We start from the raw sequence: 21,861 nt of genomic DNA, 5'->3' as shown, positions 1-21,861 counted from the left end.
AGCCTGCACTGCCGGGGTCGCCCTTCTGCTATGATGGGCGGCCTTTTTCCATCGGTTTGCGGGAGTGGTGCAATGCTCGGCTGGTATCCGGGACACATGAACAAGGCGCGCCGCCAGATCCAGGAGGCGCTGCCGGAAATCGACGTAGCGATCGAGGTCCTCGACGCCCGCCTGCCTTACTCCAGCGCCAACCCTATGCTCGCCGGCCTCATCCGCCATACGCCGGTGCTGAAGATTTTGTCGCGGGCCGATCTCGCCGACCCGGAGCGCACGCGAGAGTGGGTGGCCTACTTCGATGCCCAGCCTGATACACGCGCCCTGGCAGTAACCACCACCAATGCCCGTGAGCTCAAGCGCATCCCCAAGCTGTGCCATGAGCTGGCCGGCCAGATCCGCGCCGACCGCGACGTTCGGGTCATGGTCATGGGCATCCCCAACGTGGGTAAATCGACCCTGATCAATGGTCTGGCCGGACGCAGCATCGCCAAGACCGGCAATGAGCCCGCCGTGACCAAGCGCCAGCAGAAGGTGCGCATTACCGGCCGGGTGGCACTCATCGACACACCCGGGGTGCTTTGGCCGAAGATCGAGGACCAGGCCAGCGCCTATCGACTTGCCGCCACTGGCGCCATTCGCGATACCGCCATCGACTATGTCGACGTCGCCGTGGTCACCGCCGCCGAGATGGCCAGGCGCTATCCCGACGCGCTCAGGTCACGCTACAAGCTCGTCGAACTGCCCGGCTACGCGCCCAACCCTGATGCCGACCGGGTCGAGGCCGACGGCCCTCAGCGAATCGACCTGTTGGCACTGGCCGGCTACGATGGCCACGCCATCCTGCGCGATATCGCCAGCCGCCGTGGCGGCCTGCGTGCTGGCGGCGAGGTGGACCTGCATCGTGGTGCCGAGGTGCTACTCCATGAGCTGCGAGACGGCAAGCTGGGGCGCCTGACCCTGGAGACCCCAGCCGACATTCCGCCTCCCACCGAAGCAGAAGCAGAACCACAGGCAGAAGCGGCCCCCCCAGGATAACAATAGCGGCAACGACAGCGAGCCCGCATAATCAACGGCGCTGCCCGACGGCCCGGCCGCTCGTACAGCCACTGGACACCACTGGAATTCGGATACCTCATGGACACGCCCTCCCTTTTCAGGAAATCGCACAAGCTCGCCAACGTCTGCTACGACATCCGCGGCCCAGTGCTCGAGCATGCCAAGCGGCTGGAAGATGAGGGCCAGCGCATCCTCAAGCTCAATATCGGCAACCCGGCGCCGTTCGGCTTCGAGGCACCGGAAGAGATCCTCCAGGACGTGATGCGCAACCTGCCCACCGCCCAGGGCTACTGCGACTCCAAAGGACTCTACTCGGCGCGCAAGGCGATCATGCAGGAGTGCCAGCGCAAGGAAATTCCCGGCGTCGGTATCGAGGACATCTTCATCGGTAATGGTGTGTCCGAGTTGATCGTGATGGCACTGCAGGCACTTCTGAACGACGGCGACGAAGTGCTGATTCCCGCTCCCGACTACCCGCTGTGGACCGCCGCTGCGAACCTCTCTGGCGGCCATGCAGTACACTATCGCTGCGACGAGCAGGCCGATTGGGCGCCGGACATTGACGATGTGCGGGCCAAGGTGACCGGCCATACCCGCGCCATAGTGATCATCAATCCCAACAACCCCACCGGCGCCGTCTATCCGCCCGACGTAGTGCGCGAACTCCTTGACATCGCCCGCGAGCACGACCTGGTCGTCTTCTCCGACGAGATTTACGACAAGATCCTCTACGACGACACCGAGCACGTCTCCACCGGAGCGCTCGCCGACGAGGATCAGCTGGTGGTGACCATGAATGGCCTGTCGAAGAGCTATCGCTGTGCCGGCTTCCGCTCCGGCTGGATGATCCTTTCCGGCAGCGTGGCCATGCAGCGTGCCAGGGACTACATCCAGGGCATCAACATGCTCGCCTCGATGCGCCTGTGCGCCAATGTCCCGGCTCAACACGCCATCCAGACGGCATTGGGCGGCTATCAGTCGATCAACGACCTGATCCTACCCGGCGGGCGTCTGCTGGCCCAGCGCGACATCACCCATGAAAAACTTAACGCCATTCCGGGCGTGTCCTGCACCAAGGCCAAGGGCGCGCTCTACGCCTTTCCGAGGCTCGACCCCAAGGTCTATCCCATTGTGGATGATCAGAAGCTGGTGCTGGACCTGCTGCTGCAAGAAAAGATACTGCTGGTACAGGGCACCGCCTTCAACTGGCCGGAGCCGGACCATGTGCGCATCGTTACATTACCTTGGGCGGACCAGCTCGGCGACGCTCTTGACCGCTTCACCCGTTTCCTGTCGCGCTATCGCCAATAGCCCACCTGCACACGGCTGGATTTTCGACAAAGGCTTGAAACCTCGGTTAACCAGCCGTATCTAATCAACAGATTTCTGGGCCTCCCAAACGCGGCCCTAACACCCTTGATATGATCGGAGAATCCGAACCATGATGAGAATCCTGCTCTTCCTGGGCACCAACCTGGCGGTCATCGTTGTCGCCAGCATCACCTTGCGCCTGCTGGGGGTAGAAGGTTACCTGCGCGGCCAGGGTATCAACTTCAACGCCCTGCTGATCTTCTGCTTCATCGTCGGCATGGCTGGCTCGATGATCTCGCTATTCATCTCCAAGTGGATGGCCAAGCGTTCCACTGGCACGGTGGTGATCGATACGCCGAGTAATGCCACCGAAAAGTGGCTGCTCGATACCGTGGCCGAACTGTCCCGCGAGGCCGGCATCAAGATGCCGGAAGTCGGCATCTTCCCGGCCCAACAGTCGAATGCCTTCGCCACGGGCTGGAACAGGAACGACGCCCTGGTCGCGGTTTCCGCCGGCCTGCTCAACCGCATGCGCCCCGAAGAGGTCCGCGCGGTGCTGGCCCATGAAATCGGCCACGTGGCCAACGGCGATATGGTCACTCTGGCACTGATCCAGGGGGTGGTGAACACCTTCGTGATGTTCTTCGCGCGAGTGGTTGCCCACCTGGTGGACAATTTCCTACGTTCACGCAGTGATGGCGCCGGGCTGGGCTTCATGGGCTACTTCGCGGTGGTCATCGTCGCCGAGATCGTCTTCGGCATCATCGCCTCAGCCATCGTTGCCTGGTTCTCGCGCTTTCGCGAATACCGTGCCGACGCCGCTGGCGCGCAGCTTGCCGGTTCCGGCGCCATGATCAATGCCCTGGCACGACTCAAGGCCGAAACCCAGATGCCCGATCAGATGCCGGATACCCTGCGCGCCATGGCTATCACAAAGGGCCAGACCAAGTCGCTGATGGAGCGGCTGTTCGCAAGCCACCCTCCGTTGGATGATCGCATTCGCGCACTGAAGGAAGCGGCCTACCGCTAGGGAAACACTGGACAAATGCCTGCGCGAGCGAACCGACCTCTCCTGGCCGATAAGTAAGAAAGCCCGCCATGGCGGGCTTTCTGCGTTTTATCAAACCACGTTATCAACCCATGTGATCAACCCATGTTATCAACCCACGCGACAGCCCATGCCCTCGAGCAGCGGGGCCAGCTCCCTGGCCCCTTCGCGCAGCTCGACCTCGAGGGTGGCTAACTCACGCCGCAGCGGATAATCGGCCCGGCAGGCATCGAAGCCGGCCGCCATGCCGCGCCGGCGCGATTCGCGATACAGGGCATCGTGGTCGCGCCGCACGTCATAGACCACACGCAGGCAGCGCCTCAGCGCGTCCTCTGGCGCCAGGCCGCCATCGAGCACCAGCCGGGGTAGCGGCGGCGCCGGCAGCAGCGCATCGAGCGTCAGCCGCACCGGCAGCCCCAGGTGGCGGGACAGCGCCACATAGATCTGATGAGTGCCACGCAGCTTGCCATCGAGGCTGTGGCCGGCGATATGCGGCGTGGCAAGATTGACCAGGTCGCGCAGTGCGGCATCGATTTCCGGCTCCGATTCCCAGACGTCCAGCACCGCACTGATATCACCCGGCCCGGTCAGGCGCTGGCGCAAGGCCAGACCGTCCACGCAGTCACCACGTCCGGCATTGAGCAACACCGTGCCCGGCTCGAGTCGCGCTATTCGCTGAGCATCGAGTAGATGATGAGTGGCATGGAGCCCCTCGCGTACCAGGGGTGTATGCAGGCACAGTACGTCGCACTCGTCGATCAGTGTCTCGAGGCCGGAAAAGCCCTCGCTTCCCTCCCGCTCGGCCCGGGGCGGATCGCAGGCCAGGCACTCGATACCCATGGCTGTCAGGCGTTTGCGGAGCCGCTTGCCCACGTTGCCGACCCCGACGATGCCTACGCGGCGCTCGACCATCTGCCAGCCCTGACGCTCGGCCAGGGTCAGAAGGCTGCCCAGCACGTAGTCCACCACCGCTTCGGCATTGCAACCCGGCGCACTGGCAAAGGCGATGCCGTGGCGCGCCAATGCCGCCTGGTCGACGTGATCCGTACCAATGGTACAGGTGCCGACGAAGCGCAGCCTCGAGCCCTGAGCCATGGCCGTATCGAGGGTCGTCGCATCGAGGCGGGTAATGGAGCGAATCACCAGTACATCGATATCGCACAGAGCCGCAGCGTCGATTTCACGCCCCGGCAGGCGAATCAACTCACCTAGCTCGCGGAAACAGGCGTCGGCGGCGGGCACGTTGGCATCGACCAAAATTCTCACGCGAACTCTCCTTGATACGGTACTTGTCCAGTCTGCTCGAACCCTTACAATACCGCCACCTGACATTGGCACGCCGCTACCCGGCGGCGCCCGACTTGCTGGAGCCTTCGTGATCATCCGCTGGGAAAGTGACCATGACTATGTGCTGGTGCATATCCATCAGGACATGCTCGGCGACTGGATCTTCAGCCGCGCCTGGGGGCAGATCGGCACCCAGTTCGGTGGCCTGAAGCATATGCTTGCCGACGATCACGACCAGGCCAGGATGTGGCTCGCCGATGAAGCCACCATCCAGTCTTCTCGCGGCTTGCGAAAGGTACTCGAGGTCGAGGCCGAGAGCGCCGAAGGCCGCGAGGCGGTCAGCCAATTTTCGCTGCTCGACCCGCTGTAGGCGAGAGTCTGTAGAGCCACGTCACCAATGGCGACTAGGTGGCGCAGGCATTGGATCAATGCCCCCTTAGCCCAAATAGCGCCGGCCGCCACGCATGACGGCGCCTCTCACATCACGGGCCTCGGCCTCGCCCTCCAGTTGGCGCCCGAGGGCCTGCCAGGCTGCCTCATTCAGCCAGCCGCGCTCGGCCAGCCAAACCGCCAGGCGCTCCGGCTCGAAGCCCAGGTCCAGCTCATTGCCCGCTGCGTCCAACAGCACCGGTATACGAGTTCCGTAATGCACCATTAGTGCCTCGTCCTCGCTGATCTCGACCTTCTCCAGGCGATATTCGCCAAGGTGCAACGTAGTCAGCAGGGTCTCAAGCCGTTCACAAAGGTGGCAGCCCAGGGTGGTATAGAGCGTCAGGTGCGTCATTCCACCTCCCTGTGGCGAATCAGGAATACATGGTGAATATCGGGGCGGCGCTGAAAGTCCGGATCGAAGGTGCGCGCCGAGATGTCTTTCACGGCGAAGCGTTCAACCAGGCCGGCATCGAGTTGGAAGCGGCGCTGGTTGTTGGAAAATACCAGAGTACCCCCTGGTGCCAGACGCGCCATGCCAAGCTCGACCAGGCGCACGTGGTCGCGCTGCACGTCCAGGGTGCCCTCCATCTTCTTGGAGTTGGAAAAGGTCGGCGGGTCGAGAAATATCAGGTCGAACTCTGCGCTGGCGTTCTCAAGCCAGCGCAGGCAGTCATCGCGCACTACCCGGTGTCGTGCCGAATCGAGTCCGTTCAGGGCGAAGTTGTCCCGTGCCCACTCCAGATAGGTGTTGGAAAGGTCCACACTGACGCTTGCCATGGCACCGCCGTCCCTTTCCGTCCCCAAAGCCGCGTGCACCGTGGCCGCGGCGGTGTAGCAGAACAGATTCAGGAAACGCGCTCCAGAAGCCAATTCGGCGAGCATGCGCCGCACCGGGCGGTGGTCGAGGAACAGACCGGTATCGAGGTAGTCGCGCAGGTTGACCCACAGCCGTGCACGCCCCTCGCGCACCTGGAAACGCTCCCCGGTGCTGGCCTGCTTGCGATACTGAGCCTTGCCACTTTGTTTCTCACGGCGCTTGATCACCACCTGGCCCGCGTCGACGTCGAGCACCTCGGGAATCACCTGCAGGGCATCGAACAAGCGCTTCTGAGCCTGGTCGGCATTCACCGAGCGGGGCGGCGCATACTCTTGCACGTGAACCCGGTCGCCATAGACATCGATTGCCAGGGCATACTCCGGCATATCGGCATCATACAGACGATAGCAGGTCTCGCCGGACTGCTTGAGCCACTTCTTCAGCCGCTTACGGTTTTTCTCCAGGCGATTGGCGAACATCTGCGCCCCGTCGCTGCGCGCCGCTCCTTGGGATTTCACCGGGGCGTCCGCGGCGGCAGCGGGCGTCACGTTCATCAACAGCAGTTTGGCATCGAGCTGCCCATTCTTCAGCGAGTACTGCTTGTCGGCCCTCAGCCCGATGCGGTGGCCAAGATCGGGGTTACCGGTAAAGACGGCCAGGCGCCAGCCGGGAAAGGCGCGACGAACCCCTTCGCCCAGTTCGGCATAGAGCGTCACCAGTTCGGGCAGTTCCCCCAGCCGCTCCCCATAGGGGGGATTGGCGATCACCAGCCCCCGCGCCGCTTCATCGAGTTCGGCGGGGCGATGCAACTGCTCCAGCGAAGCGCCCTTGAAGGCGATAAGGGCCGGAATTCCTGCCCGCATGGCGTTGGCCTTGGCCGCCGCCAGCGCCGGTGGACTCTGGTCGAAGCCGAAGAGACGGTTGCGGCAGCGCTTGCGACCGATGCTGGCGCGTGCTTCGGCCTCGCGCTTGAGCTCATGCCACAGCGCCTCGTCGTGTTGCACCCAACCGTGAAAGCCGAAGTACTCCCGACTCAGGTTCGGGGCCATGTCCGCGGCCATCAGCGCCGCTTCGATCAGCAGGGTGCCAGCGCCGCATAGGGGGTCCACCAGGTGTTCGCCGGCACGCAGGCGTTCAGGCCAGCCGGCCCGCAGCAGCAAGGCAGCCGCGAGGTTTTCCTTCAATGGCGCATGGCCAACATCACGACGGTAGCCACGGCGATGCAGGCTCTCCCCGGAGAGGTCCACGCCAAGCGTCAGCCGGCCGCGATGAAGATGGGCATAAAGACGCAGGTCCGGGTTCTGCAGGTCGACGTCTGGCCGCGACCTTCCCGCTGTTTGCAAGGCATCGACCACCCCATCCTTGACGGTCTGGGCACCAAAGCGAGTATGACGGATCTGATCCGAACGGCCATGAAAGTCCACTGCCAGCGTGGCACCGGGGCGCAGATGGCGTGCCCAGTCGACGTTGGTCACCGCTTGGCGCAACGAATCGGGGCTCTCGATGCCCTCGTCACGCACGAGGCACAGTACGATGCGATTGGCCAGGCGCGACCAGAGGCAGGCGCGATAGGCGGCTGCCAGGTCGCCCTGGAAGTGGACGCCGGCCACGGTGGTCTTGAGCGGCTCGCACCCCAGGGTGCGAAGCTCGTCGGCCAGCAGCTCTTCGAGCCCCCTGGGACAGGTGGCAAGGAAGGCGCGGTATTCGGTTTGGAATGGCTCGCTCATGGTGTCGTTCCCGCCCCTCGGGACGGGCATGATCCTTTTGTTACAAAATTGAGTCCGACTTTTGACGAAAGAAAGGTCGACAATGACACCCGAAATGCGCTAAGACTAGTCTTAGTAGCTACTGTAAGGATGCATGCGTTCTCTTGGCGAGTCCTGTCTGGACTTGCACCCATTGGCTCTGCCGTTTAACACGGCTATGCGAGCGGTGGAACGTCGGGTCGCACATGTCGTGCGCCCCAAATTGGTACCTTTACAAGAGGTCATCCGATGAAAAGACAGAAACGTGATCGCTTCCAGCGCGCCTACCTCCATGGCTACAAGGCGGGTATTTCCGGGCGCTCCCGCGACGACTGTCCCAGTCAGGATGTCAATATACGCGAATACTGGATGAGTGGTTGGCGTGAGGGCCGTGGGGATCAGTGGGCCGGTATGACCGGCGTCTCCGGTATTCACAAGAACCCCATGGTGTTGTAACTCACTTTTCCACCCAATCAACCATCCCTCGCTGCCTGCTAAGGCGGTGATGACACAAGCCCGTGAGTCGCTTCACGGGCTTTCTTGTATCCAGGATCCTGTCGGGACTTGCCGCTGATCTACTCTTAGCCCCGAGCGGCCTTGAGTGCCTCGGCACACTCCCCGATCAGGGCCGGGCCTCGATAGATAAAGCCCGAATAGAGCTGAACCAGATCGGCACCGGACGCCACCTTGGCCACGGCCGCCTCACCGCTGTCGATTCCCCCCACGCCGACGATGGGAATCTCGGGCAGATGTCGGCGCAGCTCGCGGATAACACGATTGGATGACTCGAAGACAGGGCGCCCTGAAAGCCCACCCTGCTCGTCGGCATGCGCGAGTCCGGCGACCGCTTCCCGCGACACGGTGGTATTGGTGGCAATCACCGCATCGATGCCATTGGCCGAAATACTGGCAGCGACCAGCCCCACTTCCTCGTCTGTCATGTCCGGCGCTATCTTGACCGCCAGGGGTACCCGGCGCCCCGCCTGCTGATCCAGTCGGCTGCCGGCTTCCCGCAGCGTGCCCAGCAAAGCGTCCAGGTGTGCGCCGAACTGAAGGTTGCGCAGCCCAGGGGTATTCGGTGACGAGATATTGACGGTCACATAGTCGGCGTGGGCATGTACCTTCTCCAGACAGATCAGATAGTCTTCCACCGCCTGGTCCACCGGCGTGGTCAGGTTCTTGCCGATGTTGATACCGATGACGCCGTCGTAGCGGCGGCCTTTCACCTGCGCCACCAGATGATCGACTCCGGCATTGTTGAAGCCCATACGATTGATGATCGCCTCCTGCTCCGGCAAACGAAACAGGCGAGGCCGGGGGTTGCCTTCCTGGGGCCTCGGCGTCACCGTGCCCACCTCGACAAAGCCGAACCCCAGTGCGCCCAGTCCATCGAGATGGTCGGCGTTCTTGTCCAGCCCCGCCGCCAGCCCGACCCGGTTGGGAAACCTCAACCCCATCAGCTCTACCGGATCGTCGACCCGCGCCCCACCCAGCCGTGCCGCCAGCTTCAGGCGATGCGCCAGGTCCAGGGCCGAGAGTGCGTACCCGTGTGCGGTTTCGGCATCGAGTCGAAACAGGATCGAACGGGCAAGCGCATACATGGGCATCTCCAGGGATCAAGGACGGCAGGTCAGGGACAACAGGCGGGCGCGATTATAGCAGTGCTGCCCGCCCATGACGACGAACCCCGCCGTAGCGGGGTTCGTTGCCTTGATGACGAGGCAGCCTTGATGGTGAGACAGCCTGAACGACCGGGCCGATCAGCTCTCGCCGTTGCTCTCCGCCAGGTCGACCAGCTCGCGGACCGCCACGGCAAACAGCGGGAAGCTCGCCTGACTGGCGCCGCTACGGACTTCGGCGATCAGGCGACACCAGCGCTTATGCAGTGAACTGTGCATCTGCAGCCAGTTGTCGACTCGCTCTTCCGGTTCGCGGCCATCCTCCGTTTTCAGCACGCTGACCGTCAGGGCCAACTGCTGGCGGTCGATATCGTCGCGGAAGGTCTCGCGGGCCTGGGCCTGCCAGCTGTCGCCCACGTCGAGGTTGGTCACTTGCTGGATCATCCACGGAAGCTCGAGCCTGCTGCCGATCTCATAGAAGACCTCGGCGACGCGCTGCGGCTTTTCATCGGTCTGACGTGCCGCCTGAATGACACCCAGCGCCCCGTAAAGGCTACCTGCCGCCGCCACGGCACTGGCCAGCGCTTCCGACACGCCTGACTCGACCAGCTCGTTACGCCGGAGTTCCCAGCGCTCATGTTCCTCGCCGCGCAACAGTTCGCCGATGCCCTCCTGAAGCTGCGCCACGCGGGGTGCAAAGTAATCGATGGCATCCCGTGTGGAGAGCCCCAGCCGCTGGCGCAGGAACCAGCGCGTGGTACGACGGATCAGGCGCATAAGGTCGAGCATCATCGAGTACTGGATATCGCTTGGTACCTGATTGTCCAGGGCCTCGATCTGCTCCCAAGCTTCGGCAAGCTGGAAGCTATCTCGGGCAACGATATAGGCACGGGCGATATCGGCACGGCTGGCCCCGGTGGAATCGATCAGGCGACGCGTGAAGACGATGCCCATGTGATCGACAAGGTCGTTGGCCACCTGGGTCGTGACGATCTCGCGCCTCAAACGGTGGTCGTACATCTCGTCACGAAAACGTTCGACCAGGACCGGCGGAAAGATCCGCTCCAGGTACTGCTGGATATAGGGGTCGTCGGGCACATCGGAGGCAAGCACGTCGCCCTTTAGCACACTTTTGGAGTAGGAAATCAATACTGACAGCTCAGGCAGCGTCATGCCCTGCCCGGTAGCCACACGCTCCTGGATCGTTTCGTCGACCGGCAGGAACTCCAGATCCCGATCCAGCTGCCCCTGGGCCTCCAGCTCGGTGATGAAGCGACGATAGGGGCCGATGCCGAACTTCGACAGCATCTGCGACAGGTAGATCGCCTGGGTCTGGCGATAGTTGTCGAGAATCACCAGGTCGGCCACCTCCTCGGTCATGTCGGCAAGCAACTGGTTACGTTGCTTGTCGGTCATGTCGCCGCGCTTGACCACTTCATCGATAAGGATCTTGATGTTGACCTCGTGGTCCGAGCAGTTCACCCCACCGGCGTTGTCGATAAAGTCCGTAAAGACCTTTACGCCATTTTCAGCGGCTTCCATGCGCCCGCGTTGGGTCATACCTAGGTTGCCGCCTTCACCGATCACGCGACACTTCAATTCATTCCCGTTGATGCGCAGTGAATCGTTGGCCTTGTCGCCGACTTCGGGATCGGTTTCATCACTGGCTTTCACATAAGTACCGATTCCGCCATTCCACAGCAGGTCGACCGGCGCCCGAAGCATGGCGCTTAGCAAATCGTTGGGCGAGAGCTGGTCCTCGGCAATGCCGAAGACCTCTTTCATCTGAGGCGTTATCGTGATCGACTTGGCGCTGCGCTTGAAGATGCCGCCGCCCTCGGAGATGAGGCTCTTGTCGAAATCTTCCCAGCTGGAGCGCGGCATCTCGAAGAGTCGCTGACGCTCAGCGAAGGTGGTCGCGGCATCCGGATTGGGGTCGACGAAGATATGCAGGTGGTTGAACGCACCTACCAGACGTATCTTGTCGGACAGCAGCATACCGTTGCCGAACACGTCGCCGGCCATGTCACCGATGCCAAGCACGCTAAACTCCTCGCGTTGCGTGTCCAGCCCCAAGCTGCGGAAGTGGCGCTTCACCGACTCCCAGGCGCCACGGGCGGTGATACCCATCTTCTTGTGGTCATATCCGTTGGCACCACCGGAAGCAAAGGCGTCACCCAGCCAGTGGCCGTACTCAGCGGATATCTCGTTGGCGATATCGGAGAACGTGGCGGTGCCCTTGTCGGCCGCTACTACCAGGTAGGCGTCGTCGTCGTCGTGACGCACCACGTCCCTGGGTGGCACCACTTCGCTGCCCACCCGGTTGTCGGTGACATCGAGCAGGGCACGAATGAAGGTCTTGTAGCAGGCAATACCCTCCTGCTGGATGGTGTCGCGGTCGGCTCCCTCGGGCATGCGCTTGCAGACGAACCCGCCCTTGGCCCCGACCGGGACGATCACGGCATTCTTGACCTGCTGTGCTTTCACCAGGCCCAGCACCTCGGTGCGGTAGTCCTCATGCCGGTCGGACCAACGCAGGCCGCCACGCGCCACCTTGCCGCCACGCAGGTGCACGCCTTCCACCCGGGGCGAGCAGACGAAAATTTCAAAGGCGGGACACGGCTTGGGTATCCCGGTGATCCGCCGGGGATCAAGCTTGTAGGCGATATAGTCCTTGGCACGCCCCTGGTCATTTCGCTGATAATAGTTGGTACGCAGCGTCGCCTGGATCAGCTCCATATAACGCCGCAGCAACTGGTCGTCGTTGAGGCTGGCGACACCGTCGAGATGGCGGATGATACGCTCGATGCACGCATTCACCTGCTCCTGGTCGGGGCGGTGAACCGGGTCGAAGCGCAGCGCAAAGAGCCTGACCAGCTCACGGGTGATCTGTGGATGGTTAGCCAGGGTCGCCGCGATGTAGTCCTGAGACATGCCGAAGCGAATTTGCTTCAGGTAGCGTGCATAGGTACGCAGCATCGCCACCTCACGCCAATCCAGGTTGGCGGAAATGATCAGTCGGTTGAACGAGTCATTTTCCGCCTCGCCGGCCCAGATACGCCGGAACGCCTCGATGAAGGGCTCGCGCATCTGCTGCAGGCTGACCTCGGTGCTGGTGTGGTGCTCGAGGTCGAAGTCATGCAGCAGGTAACGAACGTCCGGCGTGTTGATCTCATAAGGGCGCTCGCCGATGACCCGCAGCCCCAGGTTCTCCATGACCGGCAATACATCTGAGAGCGGAATCGGAAGGTCGCGCTGGAAGAGTTTGAGATTGACACCGCTTCCCTCCTCCTCGACCAGGCGATAGAGCGACAGTGCCAGGGGCTCGCCCTCATCCAGTTCGAAGAGGTGCTGCAGGTCAAATACGGCCGAGCGCGAGCCAAAGTCTTCACGGTACCCGGCGGGGAAGGCGTCGCGGTAGCGATCCATCAAATGATTGGCCTGCTCCTCGCCAAAGCCCTCGATCATCGCCTCCTGCAGTTCGTCGCGCCAACTGCGGGCCAGCTGGGCTATCTTGGCCTCGAGACGCTTGAGATTGACCTCCCGCGGCACCTCGCTGTTGAAGCGCAGGATGAACTGGATCCGGGCCAGCACCGACTCTGAGAGATAGGTGTTGAAATCCCCGAAGGTGACGTCGAGCTCCTCGCAAAGCAACTGCTGGATGCGCAAGCGCAGATCGGTGGAAAAAACGTCCCGCGGCACGAAGACAAGGCAGGAGTGGAAGCGTCCCGAATGGTCGGTGCGCACGAAGATGCGCACCCGGCGACGTTCACGTATATCGAGGATACCCAACGCCGTTCTGGCCAGCTCCTGAGTGTCGATCTGGAACAGGTCGTCACGCGGATAGACTTCGAGAATCTGCAACAACTGCTTGCCGTTGTGGCCCTTGGGGTTGAATCCGGCAATTTCCATCACCGCCTTGAGCTTGCGCCTCAGCAGCGGAATGTTGCGGGGCGATTCGTTGTAGACCGTGGAGGTGAACAACCCCAGGAAACGATGCTCTCCGATGACCCGGCCCTGATCGTCGTAGCGATCGATGGATATATAGTCCGGGTAGGTTGGCCGATGCACACGGGCATGATGGGCGCTCTTGGCGAATGACAGTAGCTGGGGCACCAGCACGAAGCGGTTGCCCTCGACACCCAGCTCGGTACGAATACGCTCCTGGTAGCGAGGCAAGTCGAGACGAAACAACCCCAGCTCACTGCCAGAGACCCTGGCCAGGTGATCCCCGTCGGCGCCGGATTCGATGGTGTACTCGTCGTAACCCAGAAAGGTGAAGTTGTCTCGTACCAGCCACCCGAGAAACGCAACAGCCTCCTCGTGATCGCCGGGATCGATCTGCTCTGGGCAACGGTCTTTCAGCTCCGATATGGCTTTCCGCGCCCGGTCGCTCATCGCCTCGTAGTCATCCACGGCGATACGCACGTCGCGCAGCACTTCGTAGAGTGCGCGCTCGATATCGGCCAGCATGGCCGGCGTCGAATGGCGATCGATCTCGATGGCGATCAAGGATTCACGATGGTCGGGCGCCTGCTCTTCACGTGGAGAGCAGACCCGACTCAGCTTGTGCTCGGCGTCCCGCTCCACCGCCAGCACAGCGTTATGGATCGCGTGCACGGTGATGCCGCGACGATTGAGTTCGATGCGCACCGAGTCGACCAGAAACGGCATATCCTCGTGCAGGACAGCAACGAAGGTATGTGATGATTGCCAGCCGTGTTCCTCGAAGTCGGGGTTGAAGACCCGAACCTTTGGCGACGTCGGGTCGTGCTGCTGGATGAAATGCCAGACCGACAGGGTCGCGCCATAGAGGTCGTCCAACCGGCGGTCGGCCAAGTCCTCCAGCGGCACCGTGCCATAGAAATAACGAGCAAAGGCTTCCACCTCATCGGCCCGTTCCTTCTCCAGACGGCTATCCAGGCGCTCACGCAGTTGCTTGAGAATATCCTGCTTGCCTGTCTCGATTGTCTCGTAATGCATCCCTCACCTCGACTGCCTGGAGCCGTATCGCTACGGCCTAGGGTAGATTCACCACGACCAACTGGCCTCGTGGTGCCAAGCTTACTGCAGCCCCGGCGCGCACCCTACTGACTTGCCAGCCTTCTCATGGTGCATGTCGCTTGGGCATCGCTACTTGACGATTTTCCCTTGACTTTACCTGACAGGACAACACCCGGCTTGACAGCTCAGGTGGCGTGTCGCTCCAGTAGCACGCCGCACTCACAATGGTGGGTCCAGGGGAACTGATCGAACAGCGCAAAGCGAGTGATTCTGTGAGTACGGCATAGCGTTTCCAGATTCCGCGCCAATGTATCGGGGCTGCATGAAATATAGACGATACGGGGATACTCGCTCAGCTGCCGGCAACTCGCATCGTCGAGGCCCGCCCTGGGCGGGTCCACCAACACGGTGCCGAAGTCGTATGCCTCCAGCCCCATCTCTGCCACCCGGCGGCCGCCCTTCTCTCCCTTGAGCGCCTCGGCAAACTCCTCCGCGGACATTCGCCCGATCACCGCATTGGCGATGCCATTGGCAACCAGATTCTCACGAGCGCTTGCCACCGAGGTGCGCGAGATTTCGGTGGCCAAGACGCGGCGAAAGTTCTCTGCCAGCGCAATGGTGAAGTTGCCGTTGCCGCAATAGAGCTCAACCAGGTCGTGATCCTGGCTTCCACGAGTCACCTCACGGGCCCAAGCCAGCATGCTGCGACATATCTCGGCGTTGGGCTGGGTGAAGCTGTTTTCCACCTGCTGGTAGACGAAGGAATGCCCGTCCACGTCCAGACGCTCCCAGACATGGTCGCGATCAAGCACCAGCCGCTGCTTGCGCGAGCGGCCGATGAGGCTAATGCCCATCTGCTCCTGAAGCACGCGAGCCTCGCTCTCCCACGCCTCATCCAGCGGCCGGTGGTAGATCAAGGTCACCAGCGCATCGCCGGTCAACGTGGTCAGGAACTCCACCTGAAACAGCCGGTGGCGCAGCGTGGGGCTGGCCAGCAGCGCTTCCCGCAGGCGGGGCATCAACTCATTGATCCGTCGGCTGGCAACCGGAAACTGGTCCAAGCGTATGACATGCTTTTTCCTTGGTTCCACGGGGTCGCCTTCGGACTCTTGCATTTCGAACATCGCATAGAAAAGATCGTCGCCTTCGTGCCAGATACGAAACTCGCAGCGCTGCCGATAATGGCTCGGCGGCGATGCCAGGACTTCCAGTGGCGGTGGCGAGAAGGGCGCGAACTGGCGAGCGATACGCTCGCGCTTGGCTTCAAGTTGCTGGTCGTAGCGCGCGGGATCGACAACGGGAAGAGACACGGCAGCTCCTGTCGGGGGCGTGGCAAGGAAAAAAAGTTAATCGAGGGGTAGCAGCTGCGGCGCATCGAAGCCGAATGCCTCGAGAGCCCGGCTCAGGCGCGCATCGAGGGCGGTGGCAAAGCTGCGATCACAGCCGCCGCGAGGCGCTGGCCGGCGAATGACCTGGGCCGTACGGCGTGCAATGGCTTCACCGGAATCGACCAGGCGCACTCCTCGTGGGGCCGCCTCGGCGATGTAGGCGCTGAGCAAGGGGAAGTGTGTGCAGCCGAGCACTACGGTATCCAGGTCTCCGACCGCCCACAGCGGAGACGTGGCGTCGCGGATGATGCACCGGTCCGGCGTCTCGCCCGCCAGCAGCCGTTCCGCCTGGCCCACCAAGGCATCAGCTGCCACGCGGGTGACCCGGCAATCGGCGGCAAAATCCCTGATCAGGCGATCGGTGTAGGGCCTGGATACCGTGGCACTGGTGGCCAGCAGACCGATGTGGCGACTTTGACTCGACTCCGCGGCGGGCTTGATGGCCGGCACGGTACCCACGACAGGCACCGCGAGACAGTCACGCAGGACATCGAGCGCCAGGGTGCTGGCGGTATTGCAGGCCACTACCAGTACCTTGCAGCCACTCGCTGCGACAGCGGCACTACATACCGACAGAATACGCTTCACCAGCCACTCATCGGGCCGCGTACCGTAAGGCATCATGGCATTGTCGCAGGCGTAGACCAGAGCGGCATCCGGCAAGCGGCGGCGCAGCGGCGCAATGACCGATAGGCCACCGACGCCGGAGTCGAAGATCAGGATCGGGCCGGACATGGCAAACAGACCAACATGAGGGGATCGCTCGGCGGCTATGAGGCGCTTATTCTAGCAGCAAGCGCGCCAGGCTGAAGCCTCCCAGTCAGGTTGCCGGTTCGGGCATCTCCCGCAGTTCGGCATAGAGCTCGGGGTAGGCGGCCTGCAGTCGCTGGAGTTGTGCAGCGGCGCCGTCGGGTAGCGCCTCCGCAAGGCGCTCCAGGTCCTGGTCATTGAAGTGCTCACGAATCAGCGGGAAGAGCAGCTCCCGCTCGTCGCGCAGATAGGCCCGGTGCGCATCGAGATAAGACTTCAGGTCCTCGGCGAAACGGTCCATGGGCACCACGGCGTCCATCAGAATCATATCGAGATCATTGGAAAGCCGCATCAGGCGCTGTCGCACGGCCTGATAGTCGATGGAAAGGCGCTCAGTCAGCACTCCGCTCTCGGGGGCCAGGGCCTTGAGACGATCGGTGCAGACCCGCTCCAGCGGAACCGTAAATCCTTCCATGTAATCAAGAATGTAGTCGACGACCTCCCGAACCAGTTGAAAATTGGGTCGTTCGCCGGATGCAAGGGCCTTCTGCTTGCGCTGAAGGACGTGCAACATGCGCGCCATATTGGCATGATCCTGACGCAGCTGGGTCAGCATGGGCATGTCGAAGCCTCCTCTACCATCGAATGAAGCGGGCACTAAGAGTTGGATGCGCGGTACGAACGCAGGTTCATTGTCGGGGCCGTTTTCATCCTTGGCAACCCGGCCGGACCAAGATGCCATATCACCCTAGTCCCTTTGACCCAATACCGCACATGGCCGAAGGTCGTATTGCAAAACACCTCAATCACCGAAATCACCGAAATCACACAGCCACAAGGAGAGCCCCATGGACTTGTTCGGCCAGGCCACCGACGATGCGGCACCACTCGCCTACCGCATGCGGCCCCGCCGCCTGGAGGACTACGTGGGGCAGCAGGCTCTGGTGGGCCCCGGCAAGCCGCTACGCCGCATGGCGGAGACCGGCACGGTCCGCTCGATGATCCTCTGGGGCCCCCCGGGGGTTGGCAAGACCACCCTGGCCGACATCCTGGCTACCGAATCCGGCTCCCGCCTGGAAAGGCTCTCGGCGGTGATGGCCGGGGTCAAGGATATCCGCGACGCGGTATCGCGGGCCGAGGTTGCACGGGGGCAGGGGCAGCCGACGCTGATGTTCCTCGACGAAATCCACCGTCTCAACAAGAGCCAGCAGGATGCCCTGCTGCCCCATGTGGAGTCGGGCTTGCTGACACTGATCGGCGCCACCACCGAGAACCCCTCCTTCGAGGTCAACTCGGCGCTGCTCTCCCGGGCCCGCGTTCACGTGCTCAAGCCCCTCGACGAAGCCGAACTGACCACCGTGATGCGCCAGGCCCTGGGCGACAGCGATCGCGGCCTGGGCAGTCGCCGCATCGCCGTGGATGACGAGATCCTCTCCATGCTGGCCCGGGCCGCCGCCGGCGATGCCCGGCGCGCCCTGGGCCTGCTCGAGACCGCCTGCGACTTCACCGTCGCCGATGGCGATCGCGAGCGCCTGCCCCGGGAGGCGCTCGATGCGGTGATGGGCCATCAGGCCAGCGCCTTCGACAAGCAGGGCGACTACTACTACGACCTGCTCTCGGCCATCCACAAGTCCATCCGCTCCTCGCGGCAGGACGCCGCCCTGCTCTACATCGCCCGCTTCATCCAGGGCGGCGGCGATCCGCTGGACGTGGTTCGCCGGCTCGCCGCCATCGCCTCGGAGGACGTGGGTAACGCCGACCCTCGCGCCCTGCCGCTGGTCATCTCCGCCTGGGACGCCTACCTGCGTCTGGGGGACTACGAAGGCCAGCGCGCCATTGCCCACGCCGCCATTCATCTGGCCGTGGCCCCCAAGAGCCACGCCATCGACCAGGCATGGCATCGTGCCAAGGCGTTCGTGGCCGCCCAGCCGAGCCTGGAGGTGCCCGGCTACCTGCGCAATGCCCCGACCAAGCTGATGGAGTCGCTGGGCCATGGCCAGGGGTATCGCTACGCCCACGGCGAACCGGAAGGCTACCCGGCGGGAAGCGCCCACGACTGCTGGCCCGACGACCTGCCCCACCAGCCGTTCTACCAGCCCAGCGACCACGGCCAGGAGAAGCGCTACGCTCAGCTGATGGCCTGGCGTGCCGCGCTGGATGCCCAGGCCGACCAAGGTGAGGACGGCGATTGATCCGCTGCCGCTTATACCACTCACGGAACGGTCCCCCGAGTGATCGGGGCAGTCTGTGTTAACGCATGAGTAACGGCCCTAGCCCTCGACGCTGTCACGACCTTGGCCGCGACGATGGTAAAAAAAGAGATAGGCAAGCCCAAGCGGAGCGTTATCGTGAACAACTTCACGCCCAGCAGTAACACAGTATTGACGAAGAACACGTTGTCTCCCATCACGAACCCCACCGCCTGTTCATAGACGAAGCGTGAGTAGGGGTACAGCAAGGCATTGACAAGCAGCACCAGCACATGATCTATCCTCAGCGCCGCCTCACCCTGCGTGACCACGAACAGGAGCAAGGCCGAAATACCGGCACCGAAGAACAACTGACGCAGGTAATAGCGAAGCGAAAGGCCACCGAATGTCATGGCGATGAAATGACGCATGAATGTCTCCTATGATCCATTTTTCTTTTTCCTGTCCGAACCCGATCAGATACCGAATGGCGGTAGCCACCGTTAACGAAACGAATGAACGCGAAGCGCTCACTCAGCGCATGGTCCAGCGTTCCATGCTCTCCCAGGGGTGCTGGGTGGAGCGTTCCGCCGGCGACTCCTCGCTTGGCATGTCCACGCCACGCCAGGCGAAAAAGCGGTAATGCCGGCTACCCACGCTGGCGTTCGCGCCCCCGGCCTGGAAACTCAGCGCCTGATCATCATCATGACGATCATGAATGCCATAGCGGAACAGATACGCCACGCCGGGGCTGTGCTCGAACGTCGCTTCCATCGCGTGACGCGCCGACTCTCCGCTGACGCGGGCCATCCACAGCTCCGCCCACTTACCCTCGGTCGCCAGGTGCCGCTGGGCATGTCGGGCAATTTCGTTGGCACCCGCATGGTGTTGGCCGTTGAGAGCCCGAGCTTCACGGTCGACCTCCTTCAGCCAGCCCCACTGCGCTTTCAGCTCCGTCAACGCCCGTTCGGCTTCCTCGGCGGTGGCGACGATATTCTCCCACTCGGCCGACTGGGTCAGTGAGGCCGTGGGAACACCCAGCACACCGCTCGGCGTACGGCTCGGCAACGCGTCGAGACGGGCCTCCAGCGCGGCCCTGGTATCGCGGTAGATCAGGTAACGCTTGGCCAGCCAGGCGAGATACAGCTCGGCATGAAAGCGAAAGCTCTCGACGTTTGGCTCCTGATGACGGCGGGTTGCNTCGATTTCAAAGTATTGAGCGTTCAAAATATCGCGTTCACGCAGTGATTCCAGGCTGGGCACCGGCACGCCGGCCCGATGCGCCATTCGGTACATACGGTGCAACGCATAGCGCGACAGCTCGGCGCTGACCTTCTGCTCGCCAGGCTTGAGGCCTCCGCCGACATCTTCGCTGATGCCCGGCAGCAGCTCCTCGCGCCAGTTGGCCCGCTTCCCCCCGAGGGGGCGGCAGCGGCGGGTAATCCGCCGCTCGTGGGCGGCGATCAGGTGCACGGCCCGGCGGCAGGCAGGATGCAATGGGCCACCGTCATCGATTTCCGTGACGGCAGGCGTCAGGGCTTCCAGCGGCCCCATGTCGGGGTGGGTGCGATGCACGCAATCGAACAGCCCGGCAAAGGCGACCACCACTTCGGCACCCTGATAGAGATAGGTATCGCCCTGGCGCCCACACGCCTTATCCAAGAGTTCGCGGATGAAGGCCTTGGCCAGGGCCGCGCCGAAATCGAAGCCGAACACCGAGATACGAATGGTGCGCAGCGGCATATCGTCCGAATTCGCTTGAGCCACCAGTCGCTCGAAGTCGCTCATCGCCTTGGTCAGCCGCGATGCCGCACCGCTGGTCAACAGGTGCGCCATCAAGGGGCTGTCACGCAGCGGCGACCAGGACTCGACACCGAGGCGCGCGACGGTATCGCGCGGCGCCTTCACCCAGCCCTTGAGTGAACTGAACTGCTGGGTCAGGTTACGCCGGGAGGTCTCCCACCAGGCGCGCCCGCTCTCTTCCAGCAGCCCACGCCCCACTGCTTCGCGGGCGCTGCTACTCACATGACCCTCCATAGTGCTACGTGCCTCACCGGGTGCCATGCGCCCCGCCGTGGCCAGGCTCTCGGACGCCTCGGTCTCCAGCGGTGTGCCCAGGCCAGGAAGATAAAGTTTACGAAAACGTCGACCGGGTTGATCGCTGGTTTCATCGGGAAAGACGTTATGCAATCGTGCGACATTACTGAGACGCCCTTCTATCGAATCTTTATCAAGATTACGTCCGATTCCATCGAAGAAAACACCCATCTCCAAGATACTATGACAGGTCATGGTATCCACCGAGGGCATGTCCTCCGCGATAGCGCTCAGCGCCTCGCAGTTGGCCAGGATTTCCTCTTCGGTCATGGGTTGGCTCCTTCGTCGAGTTGATCCAGGCGTTTTGGCAAATGGGCATAAGGAGAAATCAAATCTTCGCTCCAGCCCAGCTTGACCTCGTTATTGGGCAGAAAATGCACGTGCAGGTAGCGGTCTTCCCGTGCGCGCTCCGGCATTGGCAGCGTTACGCTATGTCGTTCTACTTCCATGCCCTGTCGTTCTTGCTCCCCTGTGATGCTAAGAATCCACTCCACCTCGGCGGTCTCGCCGCTGATACGCTGGCAACAGACGACACCTCCCCCACCATAGGGGCCAACATTCCCCCCCCCCCTGCCATTAACCCAAAAGCGATGGATCGGGCGATCGATATGGCTGCGCCCTTCGATAGAGGTATCCGTGGGCATGGGGTGCAGGTCGGGCAAGAAGAACAGCCACACGAAATAACCGGCAAACAACGCACCCAGCCCCCAGCGTGCTACTTTGGGCAAGCCGTACCAGACTTGATTGAACAGCCAGCTCCAGATCCATCTCACCAGCATTTATTGCTCCTGATATCGGGCCACATCGGGGCGCTTTGGTAGATGGGCATAAGGCGAAATAAGGTCTGCGCTCCAGCCCATCTTGACCTCATTATTCGGCAGAAAATGCACGTGCAGGTAGCGGTCTTCCCGCGTACGCTCCGGCATGGGTAGTGTCACATGGTGTCTTTCAGGTTCATCGCCACGTTCGAACTCCTCGACGGTTCGCCCATACACCCACTCCACCACTGTTCGATGCCACCGAAGAGAGAACGATGCCAACCGGCTTCGGTTTCAACATGCAATCGCTTGATGACCCGGGACAGGTAGAACCGCAATAGGGCCGGCGGCTCACCAGCCGGA

Annotated in this window: 18 protein-coding genes; 6 read left to right on the top strand and 12 right to left on the bottom strand. The window is 62.4% G+C overall.

Annotated features, from left to right (window positions below):
- Positions 1-72 precede the first annotated feature (72 nt).
- The 3 genes from ylqF (at position 73) to htpX (ending at position 3,394) form a co-directional block, all read left to right on the top strand.
- Positions 73-1,032: a ribosome biogenesis GTPase YlqF gene (ylqF, locus tag DU490_RS07665; RefSeq protein WP_114573730.1), complete on the top strand. Its 960-nt coding sequence runs from the start codon at positions 73-75 to the stop codon at positions 1,030-1,032.
- 99 nt (positions 1,033-1,131) lie between these two features.
- Positions 1,132-2,364, top strand: coding sequence for a pyridoxal phosphate-dependent aminotransferase (locus DU490_RS07660; RefSeq protein WP_114573729.1), 1,233 nt, complete (start codon positions 1,132-1,134; stop codon positions 2,362-2,364).
- A gap of 130 nt (positions 2,365-2,494) precedes the next feature.
- Complete coding sequence (htpX, locus tag DU490_RS07655) at positions 2,495-3,394, top strand: protease HtpX (RefSeq protein ID WP_114573728.1); 900 nt, start codon at positions 2,495-2,497, stop codon at positions 3,392-3,394.
- A 129-nt stretch (positions 3,395-3,523) separates the two neighbouring features.
- Here the strand turns inward: htpX and pdxB are convergent, their stop codons facing one another.
- Complete coding sequence (gene pdxB / locus DU490_RS07650; protein WP_114573727.1) at positions 3,524-4,678, bottom strand: 4-phosphoerythronate dehydrogenase PdxB; 1,155 nt, start codon at positions 4,676-4,678, stop codon at positions 3,524-3,526.
- Between the two features lie 109 nt (positions 4,679-4,787).
- Between pdxB and DU490_RS07645 the strand changes: the two genes are divergently transcribed.
- Positions 4,788-5,069, top strand: coding sequence for a hypothetical protein (locus tag DU490_RS07645; RefSeq protein ID WP_114573726.1), 282 nt, complete (start codon positions 4,788-4,790; stop codon positions 5,067-5,069).
- A 66-nt stretch (positions 5,070-5,135) separates the two neighbouring features.
- Here DU490_RS07645 and DU490_RS07640 read toward each other — a convergent pair whose 3' ends face one another.
- On the bottom strand, positions 5,136-5,483 hold the full coding sequence (locus DU490_RS07640; RefSeq protein ID WP_114573725.1) for a glutaredoxin family protein: 348 nt from the start codon (positions 5,481-5,483) through the stop codon (positions 5,136-5,138).
- Positions 5,480-7,675: a bifunctional 23S rRNA (guanine(2069)-N(7))-methyltransferase RlmK/23S rRNA (guanine(2445)-N(2))-methyltransferase RlmL gene (gene rlmKL / locus DU490_RS07635; RefSeq protein WP_114573724.1), complete on the bottom strand. Its 2,196-nt coding sequence runs from the start codon at positions 7,673-7,675 to the stop codon at positions 5,480-5,482. The genes DU490_RS07640 and rlmKL overlap by 4 nt, the downstream gene beginning before the upstream one ends.
- 267 nt (positions 7,676-7,942) lie before the next feature.
- Between rlmKL and rmf the strand changes: the two genes are divergently transcribed.
- Complete coding sequence (gene rmf / locus DU490_RS07630; protein WP_043516906.1) at positions 7,943-8,149, top strand: ribosome modulation factor; 207 nt, start codon at positions 7,943-7,945, stop codon at positions 8,147-8,149.
- Positions 8,150-8,274: 125 nt separating this feature from the next.
- On the opposite strand, the gene DU490_RS07625 is transcribed toward rmf, so the two are convergent.
- From DU490_RS07625 to DU490_RS07605, 5 genes are all read right to left on the bottom strand, one after another.
- Positions 8,275-9,294, bottom strand: a complete 1,020-nt coding sequence (locus DU490_RS07625; RefSeq protein WP_114573723.1) for a quinone-dependent dihydroorotate dehydrogenase — start codon at positions 9,292-9,294, stop codon at positions 8,275-8,277.
- 159 nt (positions 9,295-9,453) lie between these two features.
- Positions 9,454-14,295, bottom strand: coding sequence for an NAD-glutamate dehydrogenase (locus DU490_RS07620; protein ID WP_114573722.1), 4,842 nt, complete (start codon positions 14,293-14,295; stop codon positions 9,454-9,456).
- A gap of 206 nt (positions 14,296-14,501) precedes the next feature.
- Positions 14,502-15,626: a tRNA (uridine(54)-C5)-methyltransferase TrmA gene (trmA, locus tag DU490_RS07615; protein WP_114573721.1), complete on the bottom strand. Its 1,125-nt coding sequence runs from the start codon at positions 15,624-15,626 to the stop codon at positions 14,502-14,504.
- Positions 15,627-15,662: 36 nt separating this feature from the next.
- Entirely contained in the window at positions 15,663-16,439 is a 777-nt protein-coding gene (gene murI, locus DU490_RS07610; protein ID WP_114573720.1) for a glutamate racemase, read from the bottom strand.
- Between the two features lie 85 nt (positions 16,440-16,524).
- Positions 16,525-17,070, bottom strand: a complete 546-nt coding sequence (locus tag DU490_RS07605; protein ID WP_114573803.1) for a hemerythrin domain-containing protein — start codon at positions 17,068-17,070, stop codon at positions 16,525-16,527.
- A 232-nt stretch (positions 17,071-17,302) separates the two neighbouring features.
- Between DU490_RS07605 and DU490_RS07600 the strand changes: the two genes are divergently transcribed.
- Positions 17,303-18,646, top strand: a complete 1,344-nt coding sequence (locus DU490_RS07600) for a replication-associated recombination protein A (RefSeq protein ID WP_114573719.1) — start codon at positions 17,303-17,305, stop codon at positions 18,644-18,646.
- 20 nt (positions 18,647-18,666) lie between these two features.
- Here the strand turns inward: DU490_RS07600 and DU490_RS07595 are convergent, their stop codons facing one another.
- The 4 genes from DU490_RS07595 to DU490_RS17300 form a co-directional block, all read right to left on the bottom strand.
- Positions 18,667-19,074 (bottom strand): hypothetical protein, encoded by a 408-nt coding sequence (locus DU490_RS07595; RefSeq protein WP_258801461.1) that lies wholly within the window; start codon positions 19,072-19,074, stop codon positions 18,667-18,669.
- 103 nt (positions 19,075-19,177) lie between these two features.
- Entirely contained in the window at positions 19,178-21,010 is a 1,833-nt protein-coding gene (locus DU490_RS07590; protein WP_114573718.1) for a phospholipase effector Tle1 domain-containing protein, read from the bottom strand.
- Positions 21,007-21,519 (bottom strand): DUF3304 domain-containing protein, encoded by a 513-nt coding sequence (locus tag DU490_RS07585; protein WP_114573717.1) that lies wholly within the window; start codon positions 21,517-21,519, stop codon positions 21,007-21,009. The genes DU490_RS07590 and DU490_RS07585 overlap by 4 nt, the downstream gene beginning before the upstream one ends.
- 155 nt (positions 21,520-21,674) lie before the next feature.
- Positions 21,675-21,861: hypothetical protein (locus tag DU490_RS17300; protein ID WP_220270468.1), on the bottom strand; the 187-nt coding region annotated here is incomplete at its 5' end.

This window comes from Halomonas sp. DQ26W (assembly GCF_003339685.1).
Classification (GTDB): domain Bacteria; phylum Pseudomonadota; class Gammaproteobacteria; order Pseudomonadales; family Halomonadaceae; genus Halomonas.
The sequence above is the reverse complement of the archived record's forward strand: the minus strand, read 5'-3'. Positions and strand labels throughout refer to the sequence as shown.